The 20,179-nt window shown below is 60.3% G+C and carries 19 protein-coding genes; 9 read left to right on the top strand and 10 right to left on the bottom strand.

From position 1 onward, the window contains the following. Positions 1-92 precede the first annotated feature (92 nt). The 9 genes from ABZN20_RS05300 to ABZN20_RS05340 all read left to right on the top strand — a co-directional run bounded on the left by ABZN20_RS05300 (position 93) and on the right by ABZN20_RS05340 (position 8,327). Entirely contained in the window at positions 93-1,157 is a 1,065-nt protein-coding gene (locus ABZN20_RS05300; RefSeq protein WP_367027000.1) for a hypothetical protein, read from the top strand. Between the two features lie 36 nt (positions 1,158-1,193). Continuing rightward, positions 1,194-2,984, top strand: a complete 1,791-nt coding sequence (locus ABZN20_RS05305) for a mechanosensitive ion channel family protein (protein WP_367027001.1) — start codon at positions 1,194-1,196, stop codon at positions 2,982-2,984. Positions 2,985-3,021: 37 nt separating this feature from the next. Further along, a complete protein-coding gene (locus ABZN20_RS05310; RefSeq protein ID WP_367027002.1) occupies positions 3,022-4,233 on the top strand; it encodes a patatin-like phospholipase family protein in 1,212 nt (403 codons plus the stop codon). A 67-nt stretch (positions 4,234-4,300) separates the two neighbouring features. Then, positions 4,301-5,101 carry a hypothetical protein gene (locus tag ABZN20_RS05315; RefSeq protein ID WP_367027003.1) on the top strand — a complete coding sequence of 267 codons (801 nt, stop codon included), beginning with the start codon at positions 4,301-4,303 and terminating at the stop codon, positions 5,099-5,101. A 133-nt stretch (positions 5,102-5,234) separates the two neighbouring features. Then, on the top strand, positions 5,235-5,588 hold the full coding sequence (locus ABZN20_RS05320) for a type II toxin-antitoxin system ParD family antitoxin (RefSeq protein WP_367027004.1): 354 nt from the start codon (positions 5,235-5,237) through the stop codon (positions 5,586-5,588). A 15-nt stretch (positions 5,589-5,603) separates the two neighbouring features. Further along, complete coding sequence (locus ABZN20_RS05325; RefSeq protein ID WP_218806628.1) at positions 5,604-5,807, top strand: type II toxin-antitoxin system RelE/ParE family toxin; 204 nt, start codon at positions 5,604-5,606, stop codon at positions 5,805-5,807. A 114-nt stretch (positions 5,808-5,921) separates the two neighbouring features. Continuing rightward, positions 5,922-7,595, top strand: a complete 1,674-nt coding sequence (locus ABZN20_RS05330; RefSeq protein WP_367027005.1) for a formate--tetrahydrofolate ligase — start codon at positions 5,922-5,924, stop codon at positions 7,593-7,595. Between the two features lie 62 nt (positions 7,596-7,657). Next, positions 7,658-7,930 carry a BrnT family toxin gene (locus ABZN20_RS05335; protein ID WP_218806626.1) on the top strand — a complete coding sequence of 91 codons (273 nt, stop codon included), beginning with the start codon at positions 7,658-7,660 and terminating at the stop codon, positions 7,928-7,930. Then, positions 7,890-8,327 carry a BrnA antitoxin family protein gene (locus ABZN20_RS05340; protein ID WP_367027006.1) on the top strand — a complete coding sequence of 146 codons (438 nt, stop codon included), beginning with the start codon at positions 7,890-7,892 and terminating at the stop codon, positions 8,325-8,327. Before ABZN20_RS05335 ends, ABZN20_RS05340 begins: the two co-directional genes overlap by 41 nt. Positions 8,328-8,341: 14 nt before the next feature. On the opposite strand, the gene ABZN20_RS05345 is transcribed toward ABZN20_RS05340, so the two are convergent. From ABZN20_RS05345 to ABZN20_RS05390, 10 genes are all read right to left on the bottom strand, one after another. After that, positions 8,342-9,193: an acid phosphatase gene (locus tag ABZN20_RS05345; protein ID WP_367027538.1), complete on the bottom strand. Its 852-nt coding sequence runs from the start codon at positions 9,191-9,193 to the stop codon at positions 8,342-8,344. A 207-nt stretch (positions 9,194-9,400) separates the two neighbouring features. Then, positions 9,401-10,090, bottom strand: a complete 690-nt coding sequence (locus tag ABZN20_RS05350; RefSeq protein ID WP_218806623.1) for a hypothetical protein — start codon at positions 10,088-10,090, stop codon at positions 9,401-9,403. A gap of 13 nt (positions 10,091-10,103) precedes the next feature. Further along, on the bottom strand, positions 10,104-10,829 hold the full coding sequence (locus ABZN20_RS05355; RefSeq protein WP_367027007.1) for a tyrosine-protein phosphatase: 726 nt from the start codon (positions 10,827-10,829) through the stop codon (positions 10,104-10,106). A gap of 846 nt (positions 10,830-11,675) precedes the next feature. Then, entirely contained in the window at positions 11,676-14,117 is a 2,442-nt protein-coding gene (locus ABZN20_RS05360) for a GumC family protein (protein ID WP_367027008.1), read from the bottom strand. Between the two features lie 42 nt (positions 14,118-14,159). Continuing rightward, on the bottom strand, positions 14,160-14,696 hold the full coding sequence (locus tag ABZN20_RS05365; RefSeq protein ID WP_218809121.1) for a polysaccharide biosynthesis/export family protein: 537 nt from the start codon (positions 14,694-14,696) through the stop codon (positions 14,160-14,162). An 89-nt stretch (positions 14,697-14,785) separates the two neighbouring features. Then, positions 14,786-16,117, bottom strand: a complete 1,332-nt coding sequence (locus tag ABZN20_RS05370; RefSeq protein ID WP_367027009.1) for an outer membrane beta-barrel protein — start codon at positions 16,115-16,117, stop codon at positions 14,786-14,788. Positions 16,118-16,119: 2 nt separating this feature from the next. Beyond that, positions 16,120-17,649, bottom strand: coding sequence for an O-antigen ligase family protein (locus tag ABZN20_RS05375; RefSeq protein WP_367027010.1), 1,530 nt, complete (start codon positions 17,647-17,649; stop codon positions 16,120-16,122). A 17-nt stretch (positions 17,650-17,666) separates the two neighbouring features. Beyond that, complete coding sequence (locus tag ABZN20_RS05380; RefSeq protein ID WP_367027011.1) at positions 17,667-18,098, bottom strand: hypothetical protein; 432 nt, start codon at positions 18,096-18,098, stop codon at positions 17,667-17,669. A 219-nt stretch (positions 18,099-18,317) separates the two neighbouring features. Continuing rightward, positions 18,318-18,779 (bottom strand): REP-associated tyrosine transposase, encoded by a 462-nt coding sequence (locus ABZN20_RS05385; protein ID WP_367027012.1) that lies wholly within the window; start codon positions 18,777-18,779, stop codon positions 18,318-18,320. Between the two features lie 644 nt (positions 18,780-19,423). Then, the gene (locus ABZN20_RS05390) at positions 19,424-19,912 is read right to left on the bottom strand and encodes a hypothetical protein (protein WP_367027013.1); all 489 of its coding nucleotides are present in this window, start codon (positions 19,910-19,912) and stop codon (positions 19,424-19,426) included. Positions 19,913-20,179: the final 267 nt, after the last annotated feature.

A 20,179-nucleotide genomic window follows, 5' to 3' on the forward strand; every position in this document is an offset into this window, starting at 1 on the left:
CAGTATTGGCGGGGCCAACGGAATCCCTTCATCTATCCCGGAAATTTTTTCTCGATGGCGTTCGTTCCCGCGGTTCCAGAGCAATATGGCTCGTGGCCGCCGCAGCGGCGATCACCGGTTGTTACTCGTTCGGACCCGACGGCCTTCGCGGCACCCACTCCCTCTACAATGAAGCCATCGTGGGCAGCGTGAACGAACAGTTTCTGCAGAACATCGTCCGGCTGCACTACCGGGATCCGACCTTCTTCCTGGACGTCGCCAGCGTCGCGTCCACCATGAAGCTGGACTTGAGCGGCGGCCTGGACCAAACGACGCTCGGCTTGAACGGCGCCGCCAGCGCCAACAACATCCTCAAATTCAGCGCCGGCGCCGCCTATTCGAACTACCCCACCATCACCTATTCGCCGCTGCAGGGCGAGAATTTCGTCAAGAGCGTTCTCAGCCCCATCCCGATCGAGGCCGTCTTCGCGCTGGCCGGTTCCGGATGGAGCGCGCGGCGGGTGTTCAGCCTCTGCGTGGAACGCATCAACGGAATCGAGAACGCGCCGAGCGCCTCGGGGCCGACGCCGGAGAAATCCCCGGATCGTTCCCGGCGCTTTGAGGAACTGCTGCAGCTCATCGAGGATATCGCCGGCGAAAACCTCATCGCTCCGCGCGTCAATCCGGAGACGAAGGAAGTCCTGCTGGAATTCAGACCGGCTCCGGAACATGCGGAGACCGTAAGGAAAATCAAAGACATGCTCGGACTCGACCAGGACCTCCAGAGCTATCGCATCGCCGGTGATTTTCTTACACACAGCCCAGACACCGTGACAATCCGCACGCGGACACTCATGGGCATCTTCTTTTACATGTCGCACCGCGTGGATACGCCGGAAGCGCACAAGGCGGCCGGACTGGTGACGACGACACGCAACAAAGACGGCTCCGAGTTCGACTGGGGCGACACCCCGGGCGGCAAGCTGTTCCATCTCCGTCAAAGCACCAGTCACCCCGACATGGCGTTCCTCGCCATTCCTTACCGCGGCCAATGGTTCTATCTGGCGGACGACGACCTTGAATCGAAGTCGACGTTCATGCTGCTTTCCCAGTTGTTCAGACTGCAAGCGGGAGCCACGAAATCGACCGGGCCGATGCTGACCATACCCGTGCGTTGAGCCGCACGGCCCACCGTTCAGGAGGTTACGCGCAACATGTCTTTCTCTCTCACGCGTTTGCCGACCGGCCCGATGCTTTGGCTCCTCGCCTCTCTCTGCGCCGCGGGTGGCTTGGCATCTTGGCCGGCGCCCGCCGGCGCCGCCGAACAGAAGCCGCTCCAGCCGGTCGACACCTCGAGCCCCCAGGCTACGCTGCGGGGATTCATGGACTTCATGAACGAAAGCTATGCGATGGGCGCCGGTCTCATGCAGGGGTATCTGGCCTCCACCGAGCTTTACCTCGAGCCCGACCAGGTCCGCACTGTATACGGCTCGCTCGGCCGTCTGGCGTCGGCCGAACGGGCAATGGACTTGAGCGGCCTGCCGCCCGCCATGGTCCGCGAGTCCTCGCGCCGGCTCGCCATCCAACTCAAAGAGGTGCTTGATCGCATCGAGCTGCCGCCGATCGAATCCGTTCCGGACGCGAAGGCCATGGCCGCGGCTGAATTCAAACGCTGGACCATCCCCGACACCGAGATCCAGATCGCGCGGGTCGAAAGCGGGGACCGCACGGGAGAATACCTTTTCGCGCCAGATACCCTGAAGCGGCTGCCGGATTTCTACGCCAAGGTCAAGGACCTGCCGTACAAGGACGGCGCTTCCGTCGGCTGGTACGACTTGTCGTCCATCAGCCCGACCGGGGTTGCCATGGCGCTGCGCCGGATCGTGCCGCCCCGATGGGTGCTCGATACGCCGGGCTGGACCCGGGCCACGATCCTCGACCAGCCGCTCTGGCGCTGGTTCAGCTTTGCCGCGGTGATCGGCCTCGGACTTAGCTTCGTCCTGCTGTGCTTTCGCATCAGCCGCTACTTGGCGGGTCGGGAAGGCTCGACCGGCCCCTGGGCGGCGTTGCTGCGGCCGGCCAGCCTGGTGTTCGTGACGCCTGTCGCCGCCTTCATTCTGGCCGAGGTGCTGCGGATTTCCGGCACTGTCTACGAAGCGGTCACGCTCTCACTATGGACGGTGTTTTTTCTGGCGCTGACGTGGGGCGTCTGGGTGGCCGGCGGCGCGATCGCGGAAAGCGTGATCGTTCTGGAAAAGCTGCGCGAGAGCAGCATCGACAGCCAGCTTATCCGGCTCGTGCTGCGGCTGGTGACCACCGTCGTGGCGATCGCCATCCTCGTGGTTGGAGCCGACCGCATCGGCCTGCCCGCCTACTCGGTTCTCGCCGGACTCGGCGTCGGCGGCCTGGCCGTCGCGCTGGCGGCGCAGCAAACCCTCGCCAACCTGCTCGGCTCCCTCATCATCATGTTCGAGAAGCCTTTCGGCGTTGGCCACTGGATCAAGGTAAACGACCTGGAGGGCGTGGTCGAGGACGTGGGGTTCCGCAGCACGCGGATTCGGACCTTTTACGATTCGCTGGTGACCGTTCCGAGCAGCCAACTGGTGAACAGCACCATCGACAACCTGGAACTGCGTGAGCACCGGGAAGTGAAAACCGTGCTTAACCTCACCTACGATACGCCGGCCGAAAAAATCGAGGGTTTCGCGGCCGGCATCCGGCAACTCCTCGCCGCCCGGCCGGATGTCCGCAAGGACAACATCCAGGTCGCATTCAACGACTTTGGACCGTACAGCCTGAACATCTGGCTCAAGTTTCTGCTGAAGGCGCCGACCAGGCTGGACGAGCTCGCGCGGCGGCAGGAGATTCTCCTGGATATCCTGCGCTTGGCAGAGGTACGGGAAGTAAGTTTCGCCTTCCCCACTCAGACCCTCCACGTCGAAACCCTGCCCGAGCCGGCGCGCCCGCCGGAACCTTTGAACTCACAAGGGAATAGCGCCAAGTGAACAAATCGGACCAGATTTCACTCGATTAGAGGACCCTATGATGAACCAAGCCACCACCTTACGCCGACTCTCCGTTTACTTCGTGCTCGGGATCAGCCTGCTGCTTCAGGGCTGCTCCCTTCCCACCCGCCAACCGGCGGTGCCGCAAGCGCTTTCCGACAAGGCGGAGGTCGTCGGCCTGCCCGGCGTGCGCTACGTCGTCCGGGCCACGATGCCGGATGCGCTTCAGGAAGGCATCGCCAGCGTCAAGAAGGAACAGGCTTACCTCGCACAGCAGGGGCGGACCGACGTCAACCACCTGCCCCCCGCCAATTTCCTCGCCCTGTCCGGCGGCGGGGATGACGGGGCGTTCGGCGCCGGCCTCCTGTGCGGCTGGACCGCCGCCGGCAACCGCCCGGAATTCAAGATGGTCACCGGCATCAGCACCGGCGCCCTGATCGCGCCCTTCGCCTTTCTCGGGCCCAAGTATGACGAAGCCTTGCGGGCGGTCTACACCCAAACGGCGCCCAAAGACATTTTGGAGGCGCGCGGAGTGACGGCGGCCTTGTTCGACGATGCCCTGGCCGACAATGCCCCGCTGGGGAGGCTGGCGGAAAAGTACGTCACTCAGGACATGCTGAACGAGATCGCCGCGGAGTATGCGAAAGGGCGCCTGCTGCTGATGGCCACCACCAACCTGGACTCGCGCCAGGCGGTGATCTGGAACATGACCAGGATCGCCGCCAGCGGCAAGCCCGAGGCCCTCAAGCTGTTCCACAAGATCATGCTCGCCTCGGCGGCCATCCCCGGCGCCTTCCCGCCGGCGATGATCGACGTGGAAGCCGGCGGCAAACGCTATCAGGAAATGCACGTCGACGGCGGCACCATGGCACAGGTGTTCGTCTACCCGCCTTCGCTCCACGTGGCCGAGGCGGCCAACAAGGAGGGAATCACCCGCGAGCGCCATCTTTGCATCATCCGCAACGCCCGGTTGGACCCCGATTGGGCCGAAGTCCAACGGCAGACCCTGAGCATCGCCGGCCGCGCCATCACCTCGCTGATCCAGACCCAAGGCATCGGCGACTTGTACAAGATTTACGCCACCGCCCAGCGCGACGGCATCGACTACAACCTCGCCTACATCCCGAAAACCTTTTACGCCCCGCACAAGGAAGATTTCGATTCCGAATACATGCGGAAGCTGTTCCAGGCCGGTTACGACCTGGCTTCGAAGGGGTATCGCTGGGAAAAGACGCCGCCGGGGCTGTGAGACGGCTGCGAATCCGCCCGTGCCGGAAGGCTTGTAATTCGTCAAAACCAGCCGGAAAATTCGCCGCATGTATTGGATATACGACATTCCCAACGGGTTATTCGGCTTCATCACCATTTCCACGTTCGTGCTCGTAGCCTTCTTGGGCCTCATCGTGTCGAGACGGTGGACCGGCCGGATCTTTCGTCTGTCCGAGGGAACCAATGGCGCAGTGAACGGCTTCTTCGCGGCCGTCGGGGTGATGTACAGCCTGCTGCTGGGCCTGGTCGCCGTGTCCGCGTGGCAAAACAATGATGCCGCCAATGCGACCGCCAGCAAGGAAGCTGAACTGGCCGCTGCACTGTACCGGGACATCTGCGCATTTCCCGAAACTGAACGGCACAAGCTCCAAGACCGTCTGGAACAATATCTGCGATATGTCATCGACGTAGCCTTTCCCGCGCACCGCCGGGGAGGAGTGCCGAATGGCGGCACCCGCATCCTTTCGGATTTCCAGGGAATCCTGACCGCTTATCAGCCAGCCACGGCCAACCAGCAAATCATGCTGTCGGAAACCTTCTCCGCGTTCAACAAGGTGGTCGAGGCCAGCCGCATGCGCATGGATGCCGTGAACGCCGGCATACCTTCGGTGTTCTGGTTCGTGATCCTGGCCGGCGCGGTCCTGTCCATCATGCTGACGTACATGTTCCACCTGCCCTCCCTGAAGACCCATCTATTTCTCACGGGGATTTTCTCCCTGTTTCTGGGATTCGTGATATTCCTCATCGCCGCCCTGGACAATCCTTTCCGGGGGGAAATGGGCGTCTCGCCCGAAGTCTACGCTTCGGTTCTCAAGGCGCTGAAAGATCTCGATCCGGCCGGACTGTGAGCCCCATGCCTCCCTGCTCGACGGCAGCCCGTTGCCTGTGAAGCTACAGAGCCGCTCCGCCGGCCGGCTCGCCGTTCCAAAATCCAGAGATGTCTATATGATGTACACCCTATGTATCGATGAGAGCGCACCCATGCATATCAATCTGTCTCCCGAGATGGAGAAATATCTCCAAACCAAGGTCGGCACCGGCTTCTACAGCAATGCCTCCGAAGTCGTGCGTGACGCCATTCGCCGCATGCGGGCGGAAGACGAAAAGCTGGAAGCATTGCGGGCCGCCGTTCGGGTGGGCGACGAACAGCTGGAGCGGGGCGAAGGAATCGCGTACACGCCGGAACGCCTGGACAAGATCACGGACGAAGTTTTTGCGAGGGGCGTAGCGGCGAGAAGCCCGGCGGCGATGCCACACCCTGATCCGGCGCTGATCCTCTCGCCTCAGGCCGAGGACGACTTTGCCGACATTCTTCGTTACACCGTGGAAAACTAACGGGGTGAGGCACAGGTGCTCACCTATCGTGAGATCCTGGACAACGCGCTCCAGACACTCCAACAGCACCCGGACATCGGCCGCAAACTGCCCGAACTGTCTTCCGCGCACCGGATCTACCCCGCCGGACGACACATCATCGTCTACCGAGTTGGCGAACGCGCGATTTACGTATCCCGAATCCCGCACGAACGTATGGATATAGTCAGGCATACCTGAACCGCCCCCTCAGTGCCGGCACGGCTGCCTCCCCCGCACCAACTTGATAATATGGCGCCCCGATTCAGGCCCGAACGCGGCGCCCTGCCCCGAACACGAACAAGAGGAATCCCGATGTCCGATATCGAAATCGCGCAGCGCGCCCGGATGCTGCCCATCATCGACCTGGCCCGCGAAAAGCTGGGCATCCCCGCCGCCAGCCTCGACCCTTACGGCCATTACAAGGCCAAGGTGGCGCTGGATTACATCGACGGCCTGAAGGACCGGCCGGACGGCAAGCTGATCCTGGTCACCGCCATCAGCCCGACCCCGGCGGGCGAAGGCAAGACCACGACCACCGTTGGCCTGGGCGACGCGCTGAACCGGATCGGCAAGAAGACCGTGATGTGCCTGCGCGAACCCTCGCTCGGCCCCTGCTTCGGCGTCAAAGGCGGCGCGGCCGGCGGCGGCTATGCCCAGGTGGTGCCGATGGAGGACATCAACCTGCATTTCACCGGCGACTTCCATGCCGTCGGCGTCGCCCACAACCTGCTCTCGGCCCTGATCGACAACCACGTCAACCATGGCAACGCGCTGGGACTGGACCCCCGCCGCATCCAGTGGAAGCGCGTGGTCGACATGAACGACCGCGCCCTGCGCAAGATCGTGGTGGGAATGGGCGGCACCGCCAACGGCTATCTGCGCGAAGACGGCTTCGACATCGTGGTGGCCTCCGAAGTCATGGCCATCCTGTGCCTGGCCACCAGCATGGCGGACCTGAAGGAGCGCTTAGGCCGCATCATCGTCGGCTACAAGAGCGACGGCAAAACCCCGATCTACGCCCGCGACCTCAAGGCCCACGGCGCCATGGCCGCCCTGCTGAAGGACGCCATCAAGCCCAACCTGGTGCAGACCCTGGAGAACAACATCGCCATCATCCATGGCGGACCGTTCGCCAACATCGCCCACGGCTGCAACACCGTAACCGCCACCAAAACGGCGTTGAAGCTGGCCGACTACGTGGTGACCGAAGCCGGCTTCGGCGCCGACCTGGGCGCCGAGAAGTTCATCGACATCAAGTGCCGCATGGCCGGGCTCAACCCCGCCGCGGTAGTGCTGGTCGCCACCGTCCGCGCCCTGAAATTCCACGGCGGCGTGAAAAAGGAAGACTTGAACCAGGAAAACCTCGCCGCACTGGAAGCCGGTTTCGCCAACCTGGAAAGGCACGTCCACAACATCCGCGAACACTACGGCCTGCCCTGCGTGGTCTCGATCAACCATTTCAGTTTCGACACCGAAGCCGAAATCGCGTGGCTGATGAAGAAATGCGAGGCGTTGGGCGTGAAGGCGGTCCTCGCCCGGCATTGGGCCGAGGGCGGCAAGGGCGCGGAAGCGCTGGCCCGGACGGTTGCCGGCATCGTCGACCACCAGCCGGGCCGGCATACCTTCGTCTACGGCGACGAAGCCCCGCTGTGGAACAAGATCGAAACCATCGCCACCAAGATCTATGGCGCCGCCGGCATCAACGCCGACGCCAAGGTCAAGGCCCAGCTCGACGCCTGGAACGCCGACTACGGGCATTACCCGGTGTGCATGGCCAAGACCCAGATGTCCTTCTCCACCGACCCCGACGCCAAGGGCGCGCCGACCGGCCACACCGTCGCCATCCGCGAAGTCCGCCTGGCCAACGGCGCCGGCTTCATCGTCGCCATCGCCGGCGACATGATGACCATGCCCGGCCTCCCCAAAATCCCGGCGGCCGAGCACATCGACGTCGACGGCAGTGGCCGGATCAGCGGGTTGTTCTGACGATGGAGGCGGCGTTCATCGCAGACTTGATGGTGTAGAAAATTATCTCTACCATCCAGCACATGGACCTCGAGTGGGACGAAAACAAGCGGCTGATCACCCTGCAAAGCCGGGGGCTCGATTTCGCTGACGCGTCTATCGTATTTTCGGGCCCCGTCTTTGAATTTGAAGATACGCGACGGGACTACGGTGAGCAGAGGATGATTTGTTTCGGCCTGTTGGGCGATCGGCTGGTATCCGTAGTCTACGTAGAACAATCGGAGTGCCGCCGCATTATCTCGATGAGAAAAGCCAATGAACGCGAAATCAAGAAAATATTCGAGCGACTTGGATAAGGTCGATGCACACGTCATCACCCAAGAGGAGTATGACGACATCCCGGAGCTGAGTGACGCCGACCTGGCCCGCGCAACCTGGAAAATAGGTGACTCCGCGGTGAGCGCAACGGCGGGCCGCGCCGCTTTTTCCGCCGTATTGAAGAAAAAAAAGAAGATCAACATCGCGCTCGACTCGGACGTCGTGGAATGGTTCAAGCAGCAAGCGGGCGGGCGCGGCTACCAGACCCTGATCAACGCGACCCTTCGGGAAGCCATGTCATTTCACAGCAGGGACGCGGCGACGCAAGACGAAATGAAATCGACGTTAGCCGCCATGCAAAAATCGATAGCCGCGATGGAGACCACGCTCCGCAAGGTCGTCCACGAGAAGGCCGCTCCCGGGAACACACCTTAAGCCGGCATAACCATTCACCGCGCCAACGACCGCTGCAGCGCGACAGCCGCGGCTTCGCTCCTGCAGGCGCGCAGGGGTTTAAGGTCCTTACGACGCACCGCGGCGAGTTCGGCCTTTGCGGCCCTGAAGTCCGCGAGAAACGCCGGGCTGGCACGCAGCTTGGCCACCGTGGCCGAAGCCATGTTGCGTCCCTGAATCACGTCGCTGTACCAATGCGCATTGCATACGACGCGGCTCAACCCGAACGCCTGGCCCCGAACGAGGATTTCAGCGGCGTGCTCCGGCGAAAGTTCGGCGAGAATGATCGCCCAAGCCATGCCGATCGCGCCGTGCGCCGAAGGGTACGACCCGTTCTCCTCCAGCCTGCCCTGCGCCGCCGGTGTGCAGATCGGCTCCTTGTTCGACAGGAACGGCCTTGGCCGCTGGTAGTAATTCTTGGCGGCATAGGTCGAAAGCCCGGCGTCGATCAGTGATCGCCGCAGCAGCACATAAAGATGTGGCGTGTCTTCCGCCGTGACCGGCGCATTCAGCGCACAGGAAAAAGTACCCGCCGCATGCGGGAACATCAGATAGGCGTCGGAAATCGCCAGCGTCCAGGCTGCGGAATCGCGCAACGCCAGGCTCCTGCGGCTGTAATCCAGGTCGAGCGCAAGCGCTTCCGATCCCTCCGCGGGAGGCGGAGGAACCAGGGCGCGACTGTTGGGGAGGGTTTGAAACGGCAGATAACCCACGACCGACGCCGAGCGGAATTCGGCTGCGGCATCGGGTTGCCGAAGGGCCTGGTGTCGGGCGCAGCCTGCGAACAGGGCGGCGTACGCCAGCGCAGCCCCAAATACATGCCGCCCACGATAGCAGACACTGTTCATCAAGACCCGGGCCCCGCTCGTTTTCGCTTGTCCCCCGGTAGGGTAAGCCCGCACCGTGCCCGGCGGTTCTTTCCGGATCGCAAACATCCAGACGCGGATTCGCCGGCGTCGCCAGCCATCACCGCACCGACGGCTTCAGTTCACGTCTAACAGAGCGTCCTCACGGACGCACTCGTTCCCGCATGGATTGCCGGACGATCCGGCCATCTATTCGATCACGTCTGAACAGACTTGCTGGTGAAGCTCGGGCTGGGTGGCCATGGCCGCACAGACTTCGACCAGCCGGCCGGATTCCTGCACGACCGGCAGCATGTCCTTCGGTTTCTGCTGGAAACCCCGGATCGCCGCGTTCACTGCCACCTCCCGATCCTCAGGGGACACTTCGTCCCAGATCGGGAGCACCGCGGCCGCCACCGCCACGCTGGTTTGGAAATCCCAAGGCCCCAGGGTGGTGGCGCGCCTCAACGCGAGCCTGAATTCATCGTCGGGGATGTCGAAAGTCGCCTTCAAGCCGAGCAAACGCGCCCAGGCCATCGGCCAGGCCGGCCTCAGCGACACCCCCCGGCGGGCCTCGGCGGTGGCCTTGGCGCTCAGCTTGGCCTCCGCGTCGGGATTGCTGCGGGCGAGCGCGAGCTGCCATATGTACAACTGGCACAATTGTTCGTGGAGGACGGGATTGTCGGGATCCAGGACGACGGCGCCACGCAGCACGCGCTCGATGCGGTTCAGCTCGGCCTCGGACGGGGGCTTGTCCGGTTTCGCCGTCCACGCCTTGAACAGCCAGCCCACCTGGACCTCATGGAGGCCGGCCTTGGCCCGCTTCAGGCAAGTCCAACTGAGGAAAAACAAGCCCCCTGCCAGCAGGTAGCACACCAGGATGCGCAGGGCGGCGGACATGCGGATTCAGACGTTATTGAATGCGCAATCCGAGAATTTCGCTCGGGTTGTCGACGACCAGCCTCCTCGCCACTTCCGGCCCGGCCACACGCTCGACCACCTGCCGCCCCTCCTCCAGATTGGGAGGGCGATGCTTCACGTTGTGCGCATCGGACGCCACCACCGTGATCCAGCCTTCCTCCAGGAACTGGAGCGCCCTTTCTTCACAGCGCTCGCCGAACTGCCCGGATAGCGAACCGGCGGTAACCTGGAACAGGCACTCCATTTCGACATAAGGGAAGATCTTGCTGAAATCGCGGATCACGGCCTTGTTTCGCTCCGGATGGGCGATCATGGGCAGGATATCGCGCTTCATCAGCCAGCGCACCAGCGCGTCGGTACCGGCGGGAATCTGCTCATGGGGGAATTCGAGCAGCATCACCCGCTTGCCCCGGTATTCGCCGAGGAAGGGAATCCGGTCCTGCGCCAGCAGGCTCATGATCTCGGCACACACACGGACTTCCGCCGCCATTCCGACTTCGAGCGGAATCCCTTCGCGTTCCAGCTCCGCCTGAAACGCCCGGAAGACGCGCTCGATACCGGCCTGGTCGTTGTCCCAGCACCCCGGCTGGATATGCGGCGTCACCACCGATCGCCGAATCCCGCTTTCCGCCGCGAGCCGGGCCAGTTCCAGGGCCTGGGCCAAATTCTCCGGACCGTCGTCGATGGCCGGCAACAGATGGCAATGAAGGTCGATCATGGGAATTCAAAGCTCCAAAAAGGCTGTCTTGCTTAGGGTACGACCAGGTTATTAGTCGTTAAGAAAGCAATGTCATTGTTCGATCGCCCTCACCCTACCCAGGAACCCATCGGGATCGTAGGGCGGAACCGGCTCTTTCGGGTTCCGCCATCCCGAAACAGCACGCATGCCAGAATCGTAGGGCGGATAAGCGGCAGCGCATCCGCCAAATTCAGCTTCGCTGCTCTTCGAGTCAGCTCCGCCGCTCTTCGAGTCGGCACGGAGGTGGATGCGCTACGCTTATCCACCCTACAGGGACGACGTAGGGCGGAACCGGCTCTTTCGGGTTCCGCCATCCCGAAACAGCACGCATGCCAGGATCGTAGGGCGGATAAGCGGCAGCGCATCCGTCAAATTCGGCTCCGCCGCTCTCCGAGTCAGCTCCGCCGCTCTTCGAGTCGGCACGGAGGTGGATGCGCTACGCTTATCCACCCTACAGGGACGACGTAGGGCGGAACCGGCTCTTTCGGGTTCCGCCATCCCGAAACAGCACGCATGCCAGAATCGTAGGCCGGATAAGCGGCAGCGCATCCGCCAAATTCAGCTCCGCTGCTCTTCGAGTAGTCGGCACGGAGGTGGATGCGCTACGCTTATCCACCCTACAGGGACGACGTAGGGCGGAACCGGCTCTTTCGGGTTCCGCCATCCCGAAACAGCACGCATGCCAGGATTGGTTGGCGGATCGCCTTCGGCATCCGCCCTACAGGTTCCGGGGAACAATCCGGTGCGCATTGCGCACATCGATCTCTCCCAGAGGGAGAGGACATGTTGTGTGACACTGCTTTCTTAACCGTTAGTACACGTTTCTCACTCGTGGGCACCTTCCTGTTGGTAACTCCCATAATAGTAGTCGCTGTAGTAATAGCTGCTGTAGCCGCGCCGGCTTTTTTCCATGTTCAACTGGCTCAAGACCACACCGGTCAGCGGCGCGCGGACCTTGCGCAGCCGGTCGATGCCCGAGCGCGCCATGTGCACCGGCGTTTTTTCCGCCTGAACCACGTAGATCACCGACCGGACCAGCCGGGACAAAGCCAGCGCATCGCTCACCGGCTGCATCGGCGGCGCGTCGAGGATGATCGCGTCGTACTCGCTCTCGAGCTCCGTCATCGCTTCCGCGAAGCGGTGCGAAGACAGCAGCTCCAGCGGATTCGGCGGCACGATACCGGCCGGCATCAGATCGATATTACCCGCCTCGTAATGATGGATGCATTCCTCGAGCGTCGCCGTCTGCGCCACCAGGTTCGACAGTCCCGGCATCTTCGCGGACAAGCCGCAACGCTTCGCCAGGTTGGGCCGCCTCAGGTCCGCCTCCACGACCAGCACCCTGGAATTGAGCTGAGCCAGCGCATAGGCCAGGCTCATCGAAATCGACGACTTCCCTTCGCCCGGGACAGAGGACGTCACCAGGATGCTCATGCGCGGGTCATCCAGCGACGACAGCATGATGCCGGTGCGGATGGTACGCACCGATTCCGCGAACGTCCCCCTCGGATCCTCCAGGAAAACCTTGGAAACATCGTCCTTGACTCCACGCTTCTGCTTCTGGATCACCAGCGGCACCAGGCCCAGCAAGGGGAGCCCCAGCTTCTGCTCCACTTCCTCCGAACTCCTGAACGACTTGTCCATGAAATCGAGCAGGAAGGCCAAGCCGATTCCGGCCATCAGGGAAAGGAGGAAAGCGATGGCCACGCCCAGTCTCTTGTTCGGCTTGACGGGAAATTTAGGCAAAACCGCCGCGTCCATGACACGTGCGTTGGAGGGCTGTAGATCGCCCGCTTCGGAGGTCTCCTTCAAGCGTTTGAAAAACATCTCGTAAAGCTCGCGGTTGGACTGCACCTCACGCTGCAATTCGCGATATACGCTTTCCTTCCGGGCAATCCCCTGCAATTCATTCTTGATCGAATCAATCTGCCCCGCCAAGGCATTCTCATTGGCATAAGCCGCGGCGATCTGCTGCTTCAACCGGCCGGCCACGCTGGCAATCTGCTTCTTCAACGCCGTGCGTATCGACTCGAGATGCGTCTCCGCCGTCACTCGCTCCGGATGCTGGGCGCCGTAGCGGCTGGCAAGCTCATTCACGCGGGTCAGCGCCTCATGTTCCTGTTGTTTGAGATTGCGCACGGTCTCATCGCCGTAGATGGCCGGCATGCTTTCGATATTCTCCGGCACCACGCCCCCGAGGTTGGCAATCTGGCCGTAGAGCGTTTCGGCCTCCAAACGTGACTTCCGCGCATCGATGTATCTCGCGTTCAGATCGTTCAATTGGCTGGCGCTCAGCGAAGAAACGCCCGAGGACGATCCGTCTGCTGACGAACCACCGGAGAATGCCCTGCCATGAAGATCGACCAGATTCTGGGTTTCAAGATAAGCCTGTAAACGGCGCTCAGATTCCGCCAATTTCTGGCGCAGCCCCTCGAGGCGCGTGGCAAGCCACTTCGACGCCAATTGGGTCCCTTCCGAACGAGCGTCCAGGTTGATATCGATATAAGCGTCACACACCGCGTTCGCGACCTGCATCGCAAGCTCCGGGCTCGCAGCATCGAACGATATTTGCACCAGGCGGGTATTCCGGATCTGATTTACACTCAGACGCTTCAGGAATTTGTCGGTTACGGCGTCGAGCGGATCCCCCTTCGCATCGGCCGAAGCGCTAGACTGAAACGCACCGAACGGCGACCACGCCCGCCAGTCCAACCAGGATTCCCATCCTCCGGAATCGGCGTCCGCGTCGTCTTCCTCCGGCGATGTCGAGGCCCTTCCGAAGGCCACCTGGGTCGGAATTTGAGGACCGTACGGCCCCACCGGCCCTATTTCTTCAGGTGAATCCGCGACATTCTCTTCTTTGTTGATGAACTCCGGATTTGACACCAACTGCAAGGTTTCAACCACCCTTCTTGCAATAGCGCGGGATTTCAATATCTCCACCTGAGTGAGGTAATACTCCTTACTCTTCGTATCGACCCCGTAGAGCTCTTCCACAGAAACAACTTTCTGCTCTGTCGGTTCGACGATCAAGGTCGCGGTGGCCCGATAAATCGGCGTCATTGACAGCAGAATCAGGAATGTCAACACCGACACCGATCCCGCGAGACCCAGAATACCCCAAAGATGGCGGCGAATAACGCTCCAGTATCGCCTCAGATCGAATTGTTCTTCGTCTGGCTGATATACCCCGCCATCATAAGGCACATTGACTACCTGGGGAATGTTGCTCTGAACTATCGGCGAATAGATATTCTTGTCATTCATGACGAGTGACGAAATCGGAAGTGATGCAACCCGTGAAGTAAATCAGAAAAAGCTTTCTTTGATGGTGATGACATCCCCTGGCCGCACCGGCGTCATCACATTTGCCTCGACCGGCGTTTGCATTGGATCATCTTCATGGATCACCACAATGTCACTCGAGGCCCTTTCCGTGAAGCCTCCCGCCAAAGCGACCGCCTTCTGTATCGTAAGGCCAGGCTGAAATGGATAACCACCCGGGGCTTTTACCTCGCCTCCGATGAAAAACTTCCGGTACTCGATCACGCTCACGCTAACCTTAGGATCGACCAAATAAGGCCCCTTCAGACCACGAGTGATTTCGGCCGCGAGCTCGCTTACGGTACGCCCCAAGGCATGAATTTCCCCTAGAAATGGATATGAAATCGTCCCGGCATCGCTCAGGCGGACCTCCATACTGAGGTTTTCCTCATTGAGAACGTAGATCTTGATCAGATCACCCGAACCCAAGCGGTAGTCGGACACCGCGGGACGTTCCTCGCCATGGCAACAGAACGAGATCAGCGCAAACAAAAAACAACCAAAATATATAATCCGTTGCATATCGGCTTTCTTCCGTCCAGCCCAGATTCAACATATCGCTGGCCCGGCAGCGAGGAAGGCCCGACCAGACCGATACCCATTCCAAACACTTACATATTCATCTGAAGACTCAATTCTATCATGTTACGATCATAGTCTAACTCGTCCCGGGTCGAATGCCTCTGATTGTAGAAATAATTAAGCCCCGTCGTCAGCCAGTGCTGAGGCTTGTAATAAAAACCCGCAAACACGCCGTATCCTCTATTATTGATATCGGAATTCTGAAATTTGTCTTCCCGAGCGTTGACTTCAAGCCGGCTGCTGAAGCGTTTCAGCCACACATGGTTCCAGGCCAGAGCGTAATATTGACTATCGCTGAATGTCGCTCCCGCATAAACCGATTCGTTGGCGACTTTCGATGCAGCAAGCCGAAACGTCGAATAGGTCTGGGGTGCCCACGAAACCGCAGCTTCGTAAGTCGGCAGCCCGAAAGAGCCCAGCGATGAATCACTGAAATCCTTGGTCAAGTACCCCACACGGATCGAACCGGCGGTTTTTGCGGTCGGTTCCCACAACACACCTGCCAGGTAACGACCTTGAAGGCTATCCAATGATGGTGCACCCGGTGGAGTGTACTGGTAGTCTGACAAAATCTGATCCACTTGGACCAATAGCGAAGTCTTGGGCATCACCCGGTAGTAAAACGTACCGCCGAGCGTATAGCCATTGACGTCTCTGCGCTTGGTGAGCAAAGGGTGGTTGTCGTAGGTTCTGCTCACAAAATTGAAGTAAAGGTCAAAACGGCCTTTTGCCTTGTCCGCCCCATAACGGAACTGGGCTCCAAAAGTCCCTTCATGCCATTCGTTCGGCTCGTTTAGTAAATTGACCACATTACCCTGACTGAACATCGTACCGATCGGGTCATGGGCAAAAACCAGACTTCCGCTCAACATCAGCCTGGCACGGTGGTTGAACTCCAAGTCCCCAAAAGCATTAACATAATTGTCGACATAGTTATTCTGCGAGGCATTTTCGTAGATGCTGCCACGGAATGAATAAGCCAATCCCAAATTCTGTTTGCCTAAACGCATCGGAACCAGGAATTGCGGGTTCACGACGGTCACGAAAGAAGACCGGCGATTCAGATTGTTATAGAAAACATTATCGTCGTAGTACTCACCCACCCGAATTCGCGTCAATAACGGCAGCCGGAATCCTTCCAGCCAGCCAGCACCCTCGGTCGGCGCTTCGCCGGTATCCAGGATGGGACGGGTGCGCAGATAAGGACTATCCCCGCCCCCCGACACCAAGGGGGAAGTGTATGAAGCATAGCCGCTTGAAGTGCTCGACCCCACACCTTCCGCAGCCACACTTGCAATAGGTGCCGACGCAAATATCCCGAACAACAGGATCAGACGGCAGAAGACATACACTCGGTTCATACTCACTTATGTCTCCTTCGGGGCGGTCTATTTTCATCCTCGGCATCTAGAATCGGCGATGTTCTGGCGCCATTACGATGCTGATGACAGAAAGCCGAAATCCAGGCCAGCGCCATGAGCACAACAAAGAAGCCCGCGTTTGCCGGTATCTGCAAATTGAAGTCAACGAATGAATGTATCAATAGCGCCAGGATACCCATGAAAGAGGCAAAACCCATAGCCCTCAGCAAGGCGTCATGCCGCTGACGCAGCGCAAACAAAGCGACTAGCAGACTCAACGCCACCGCAAGCGCCATGGGCAGAACACCTACGATACCCCATTCGCCGAGAAACTCCAGATAGTCATTATGGGCGTGATCGTAGGGAGTGACCACCTCCGCCCCCCCATAAGGCAGAAAAGACGCCACGAACGAACCGGCTCCCGCGCCGAACGGCAGGTAGTCCAACACATACGGCACCGCGTAGTCGAACAGATCGACCCGGTTCGACGCCTCCTCTACCGTGGTTTGCTCCAGACGCCGCGCCACTTCCTCGATTCCGAAATAACTGCCGATGACCACGAGATCGACGAGCACGATGCTCGACAAGATGGCCAACACGAGGCCGCTGGAGAACCTGGACGACGGCGCCAGCAGCAGGTAAACGGCACCGGCGATGCTCAAGGAAGCCGCGAACCCCACGTTTCCCATGCGAGACCGGGTGAGCACCAGACCGATCGCCATGATCACGACGGCGATGCGAAGCGGCGCCTTCTCGCTGAGCAGGAAAGTCGCCGCTCCCCGCAGCCAGTCGCGCCAGTTGCCCCCCGGAGAGGAAAACTTGCCGGCGATCAGCAACCCGACCCCCACCGCCAGCGTCATCTCCAGCAGGCCGGCAAGGTGATTGCGGTGGACGAAGGTACCGGTCGCGACGGATTTGCGCACTTCCTTGCCGAAAAAACCAAACTCCAGCCCAGTCAATGACTTGGCCGAGCCGTACAAGGCTTCGAATACCCCGCATGCCACCATCGCATAGGCCAGCCACCGGACTCTCTGCTGATCGCGGGTAAGCAACAGAATGAGCGCGAACATGGCCAGATACGCCGCCCCCCTGAATGCTGCTAGGCGGGTGTAATACGGATCGGTACTGAACGAGGATAAGAGGTTGGGATCGATCTGGCGAGCATCCGGATAGACCAGCGCGGCCCGAGGAAGCAACTTTTCCGCCAGATCAGAAAACCAGGGTGAACCTTGAAAAGCTATCCAGATGACACTCGCGCCGATCAGAAGCAAGGCAGGCCATGCCTTGCGAAACGATGTCGTGAGCGGAAGCCCGCCGTGGGCATGCAGCAGGCAACAGGCGGCCCCGAGCGCGAATACGACGCTGGAAAAAAAATAAACTGCCCCTTCCCAGTTGCTGCCCCAAGGCAGTGGCAGCCATAGGATCAAGGCCAACAGGACAGAAAACAAACCCTTGTCAAATATCGCAGCCACAAGCCGTCTGCATTCCGCGCGCAAAAAACTCGCCGGATCGGGTGGATCCAGCGAGTCCAAATCCTATCCGTCCGGAATCAGAGGATCCGGCCGTTGCTAGCGTATTCGCGCAGCCAGTTAATCCAGCTTACGAGCCATTTGTAGTTCCAGCCGTTCCCGTGGTTACCGCTACCCCGAGTGGCCAAAATGTCTTCCGCGGATTCGGGGTGTGCCCTGAGCTCGCCCAGCAGGCCGGTCAGCTCTCTTTGGTTGGCCCTGCTGCTCAGGGAGCTCAGCAAGCCGTTCTGGTTGGACTGAATTTCCCGAACCTGGGACTTGTATTCCCGCTTCGAAATCTTGCCCGCCCTGAAATCGGCCCAAAGCGCCTGGATGCGGCTTGCCGTCTGCTCCCTGACGGCCTGCCGGGCATCTTGGACCAACTGCTTGTCCGCATCCGACAGCGAAGCATTGGACGGCGCGGCGGCCCCCATCGACGGCATCAGCAGCGGGATCAGCAAGGAAAAAATCATCGTGAGTCGAGTGAACGCAACCTTCATGACAGGGTCCCCCCAAAAAGTGGTACATGAGTGTGGAAAAACGGTTACGTCAAGTAGTATAGAAGAGCAAGACAAAGATTCAATGGCCGGAGGGGCATTTTTTCTCATCCCGAATTCGCGGCGGAGCCGCTCCCACAGCCGCCCCCGCTGTAGGAGGGCTGTAGGAGCGGCTCCGCCGCGAATACCAATCCGCTAAAGCCACACGGCATCCCAATGAGGATAATCACCCAAACGCCTCACAAGCCCCACCCGCAACGGATTTGCGACAATGTACCGGGCGATGGCGCGAATATCCTCCTCTTTCCGGACCGCCCGGTCATGGAATCCTGGCTGCCAAAAGCGCTGCCCCTTGCACTCAAGCAAACCGTTCACATTCCGGGCCGAGGCCTGCTTGAACCGCCCCACAACCGTGGACAGAGAGACAGCCTGCAACTCGAACAACCAATGCAGGTGGTCCGGCATCAACACCCAGGCCAACGTCCGGGAGTCACCTCGCGCATCCGCATTGCGCAGTTCCTGCACCACGCACCGGCACGCGCCGAAAGCTAAGAATCGGGGCGTTCTCTGATGAGTGACGGTCGTCACCAAATAAGGCCGTCCCGATTCGGAGAATCGGCCACGGCGCAAGTCGCGGGAGTGAGGGGATTGTTTCATGTGATGGTCTGGTATCGTCGCGGCGGAGCCGCTCCCACTGTAGGAGCCTCCCCCCTGTGGGAGCTCCCACTGCAGGAGCTCCCCGCTGTGGGAGCCCCCACTGTAGGCCCCCACTGCAGGAGCTCCCCGCTGCAGGAGCCCCCACTGTGGGAGCGGCTCCGCCGCGAAAAGAAAAGCTCTCTTCCTCAGGGCATCGAGCCAATCACCGATGAAAGTCGCGCCGGACCTGATCTCAACACTCTGCAATCGCTGCCCCACTTCGAACAACAACCGCGCAGGAGCTTCAGGCCCGCTGCTTGCGCCTGTCTTGGGATCATGCGCTGATCTTACAATCTTCTAACACCACATCGAGCCAAACCGCGGCATTACCTGCAACAGTCGAGATCTGTCGCGGCGGAGCCGCTCCCACATCCCCCCTCGCCCAGATGTAGGAGCGGCTCCGCCGCGAAAAACCGCGAAAAACCAAACAGACCGACCGGAACGATGCTGGTGCAGAGAATCAGCAACACCTCGCGCGGGGCATACCTCCTACACCAAGAGCAGAATGCTCGTAGATGTTCATCACTGTCGTAAAAAACTTCGACATGATCGAAGGGCAAACAAGAATCCCTTCACCGGCCAGAACAGGGAAATGCCGAAGAAGATCAACCATGAGTGGGCACATGGGCCAGCAACCATTCCAGCAAGCGGATCAACCCGATCACCGTGCCAACAGACCCCACCGTCCAAAGCGTCTGGCGATGAATCGCACGGGTCAGACGAACCTCGACTTGCTTGATTTCCAGACGCGTTTTCTCGATCTCAAGCCGCAGTTTGGCCTCAACCTCTTTGATTTCAAGCCGGACAGACTCGATCTCTCGCTGCAACTTGCCCTCAACCTCTTTGATCTCAAGCCGAACAGACTCGATCTGTCGCTGTAACTTGCCTTCAACCTCTTTGATCTCAAGCCGAACAGACTCGATGTCCTTCTGCAACCGCAATTCGGTTTCGCGAACCTGGCCCTGGGTTGCAACGTCCTTCAACTGCGGATACCGGTCTTCCAGATGCTCGAACGCCTCGGCAATCAGCTTGGCGCGGGTCTTATCCTCCCCCGCCTCGGTCAATTGCTCGTAAAGTCGCAGCGCTACGCTCATGATATACCCCTAAAAGTGCTCCGCAGTTTAGCACGGCCCACCTGAGACTTGATCACAGCGTACCGCCAGCAAACCATGCTACGGCGACGTAAAACTCCAGCTCACCGCAAAGCCGCCGAGACCTCGACAATGCGCTCAGCGGCACGCCCTCCAAATCCTTCCCCCAGATCACTCGCGATCTGTCGCGGCGGAGCCGCTCCCACATCCCGCCCCCACACCCGGCGGTAGGAGCGGCTCCGCCGCGAAAAACCAACTTGAAACGGCCGA

It is taken from the genome of Methylococcus sp. ANG (assembly GCF_040730495.1).
In the GTDB taxonomy this organism is placed as follows: domain Bacteria; phylum Pseudomonadota; class Gammaproteobacteria; order Methylococcales; family Methylococcaceae; genus Methylococcus.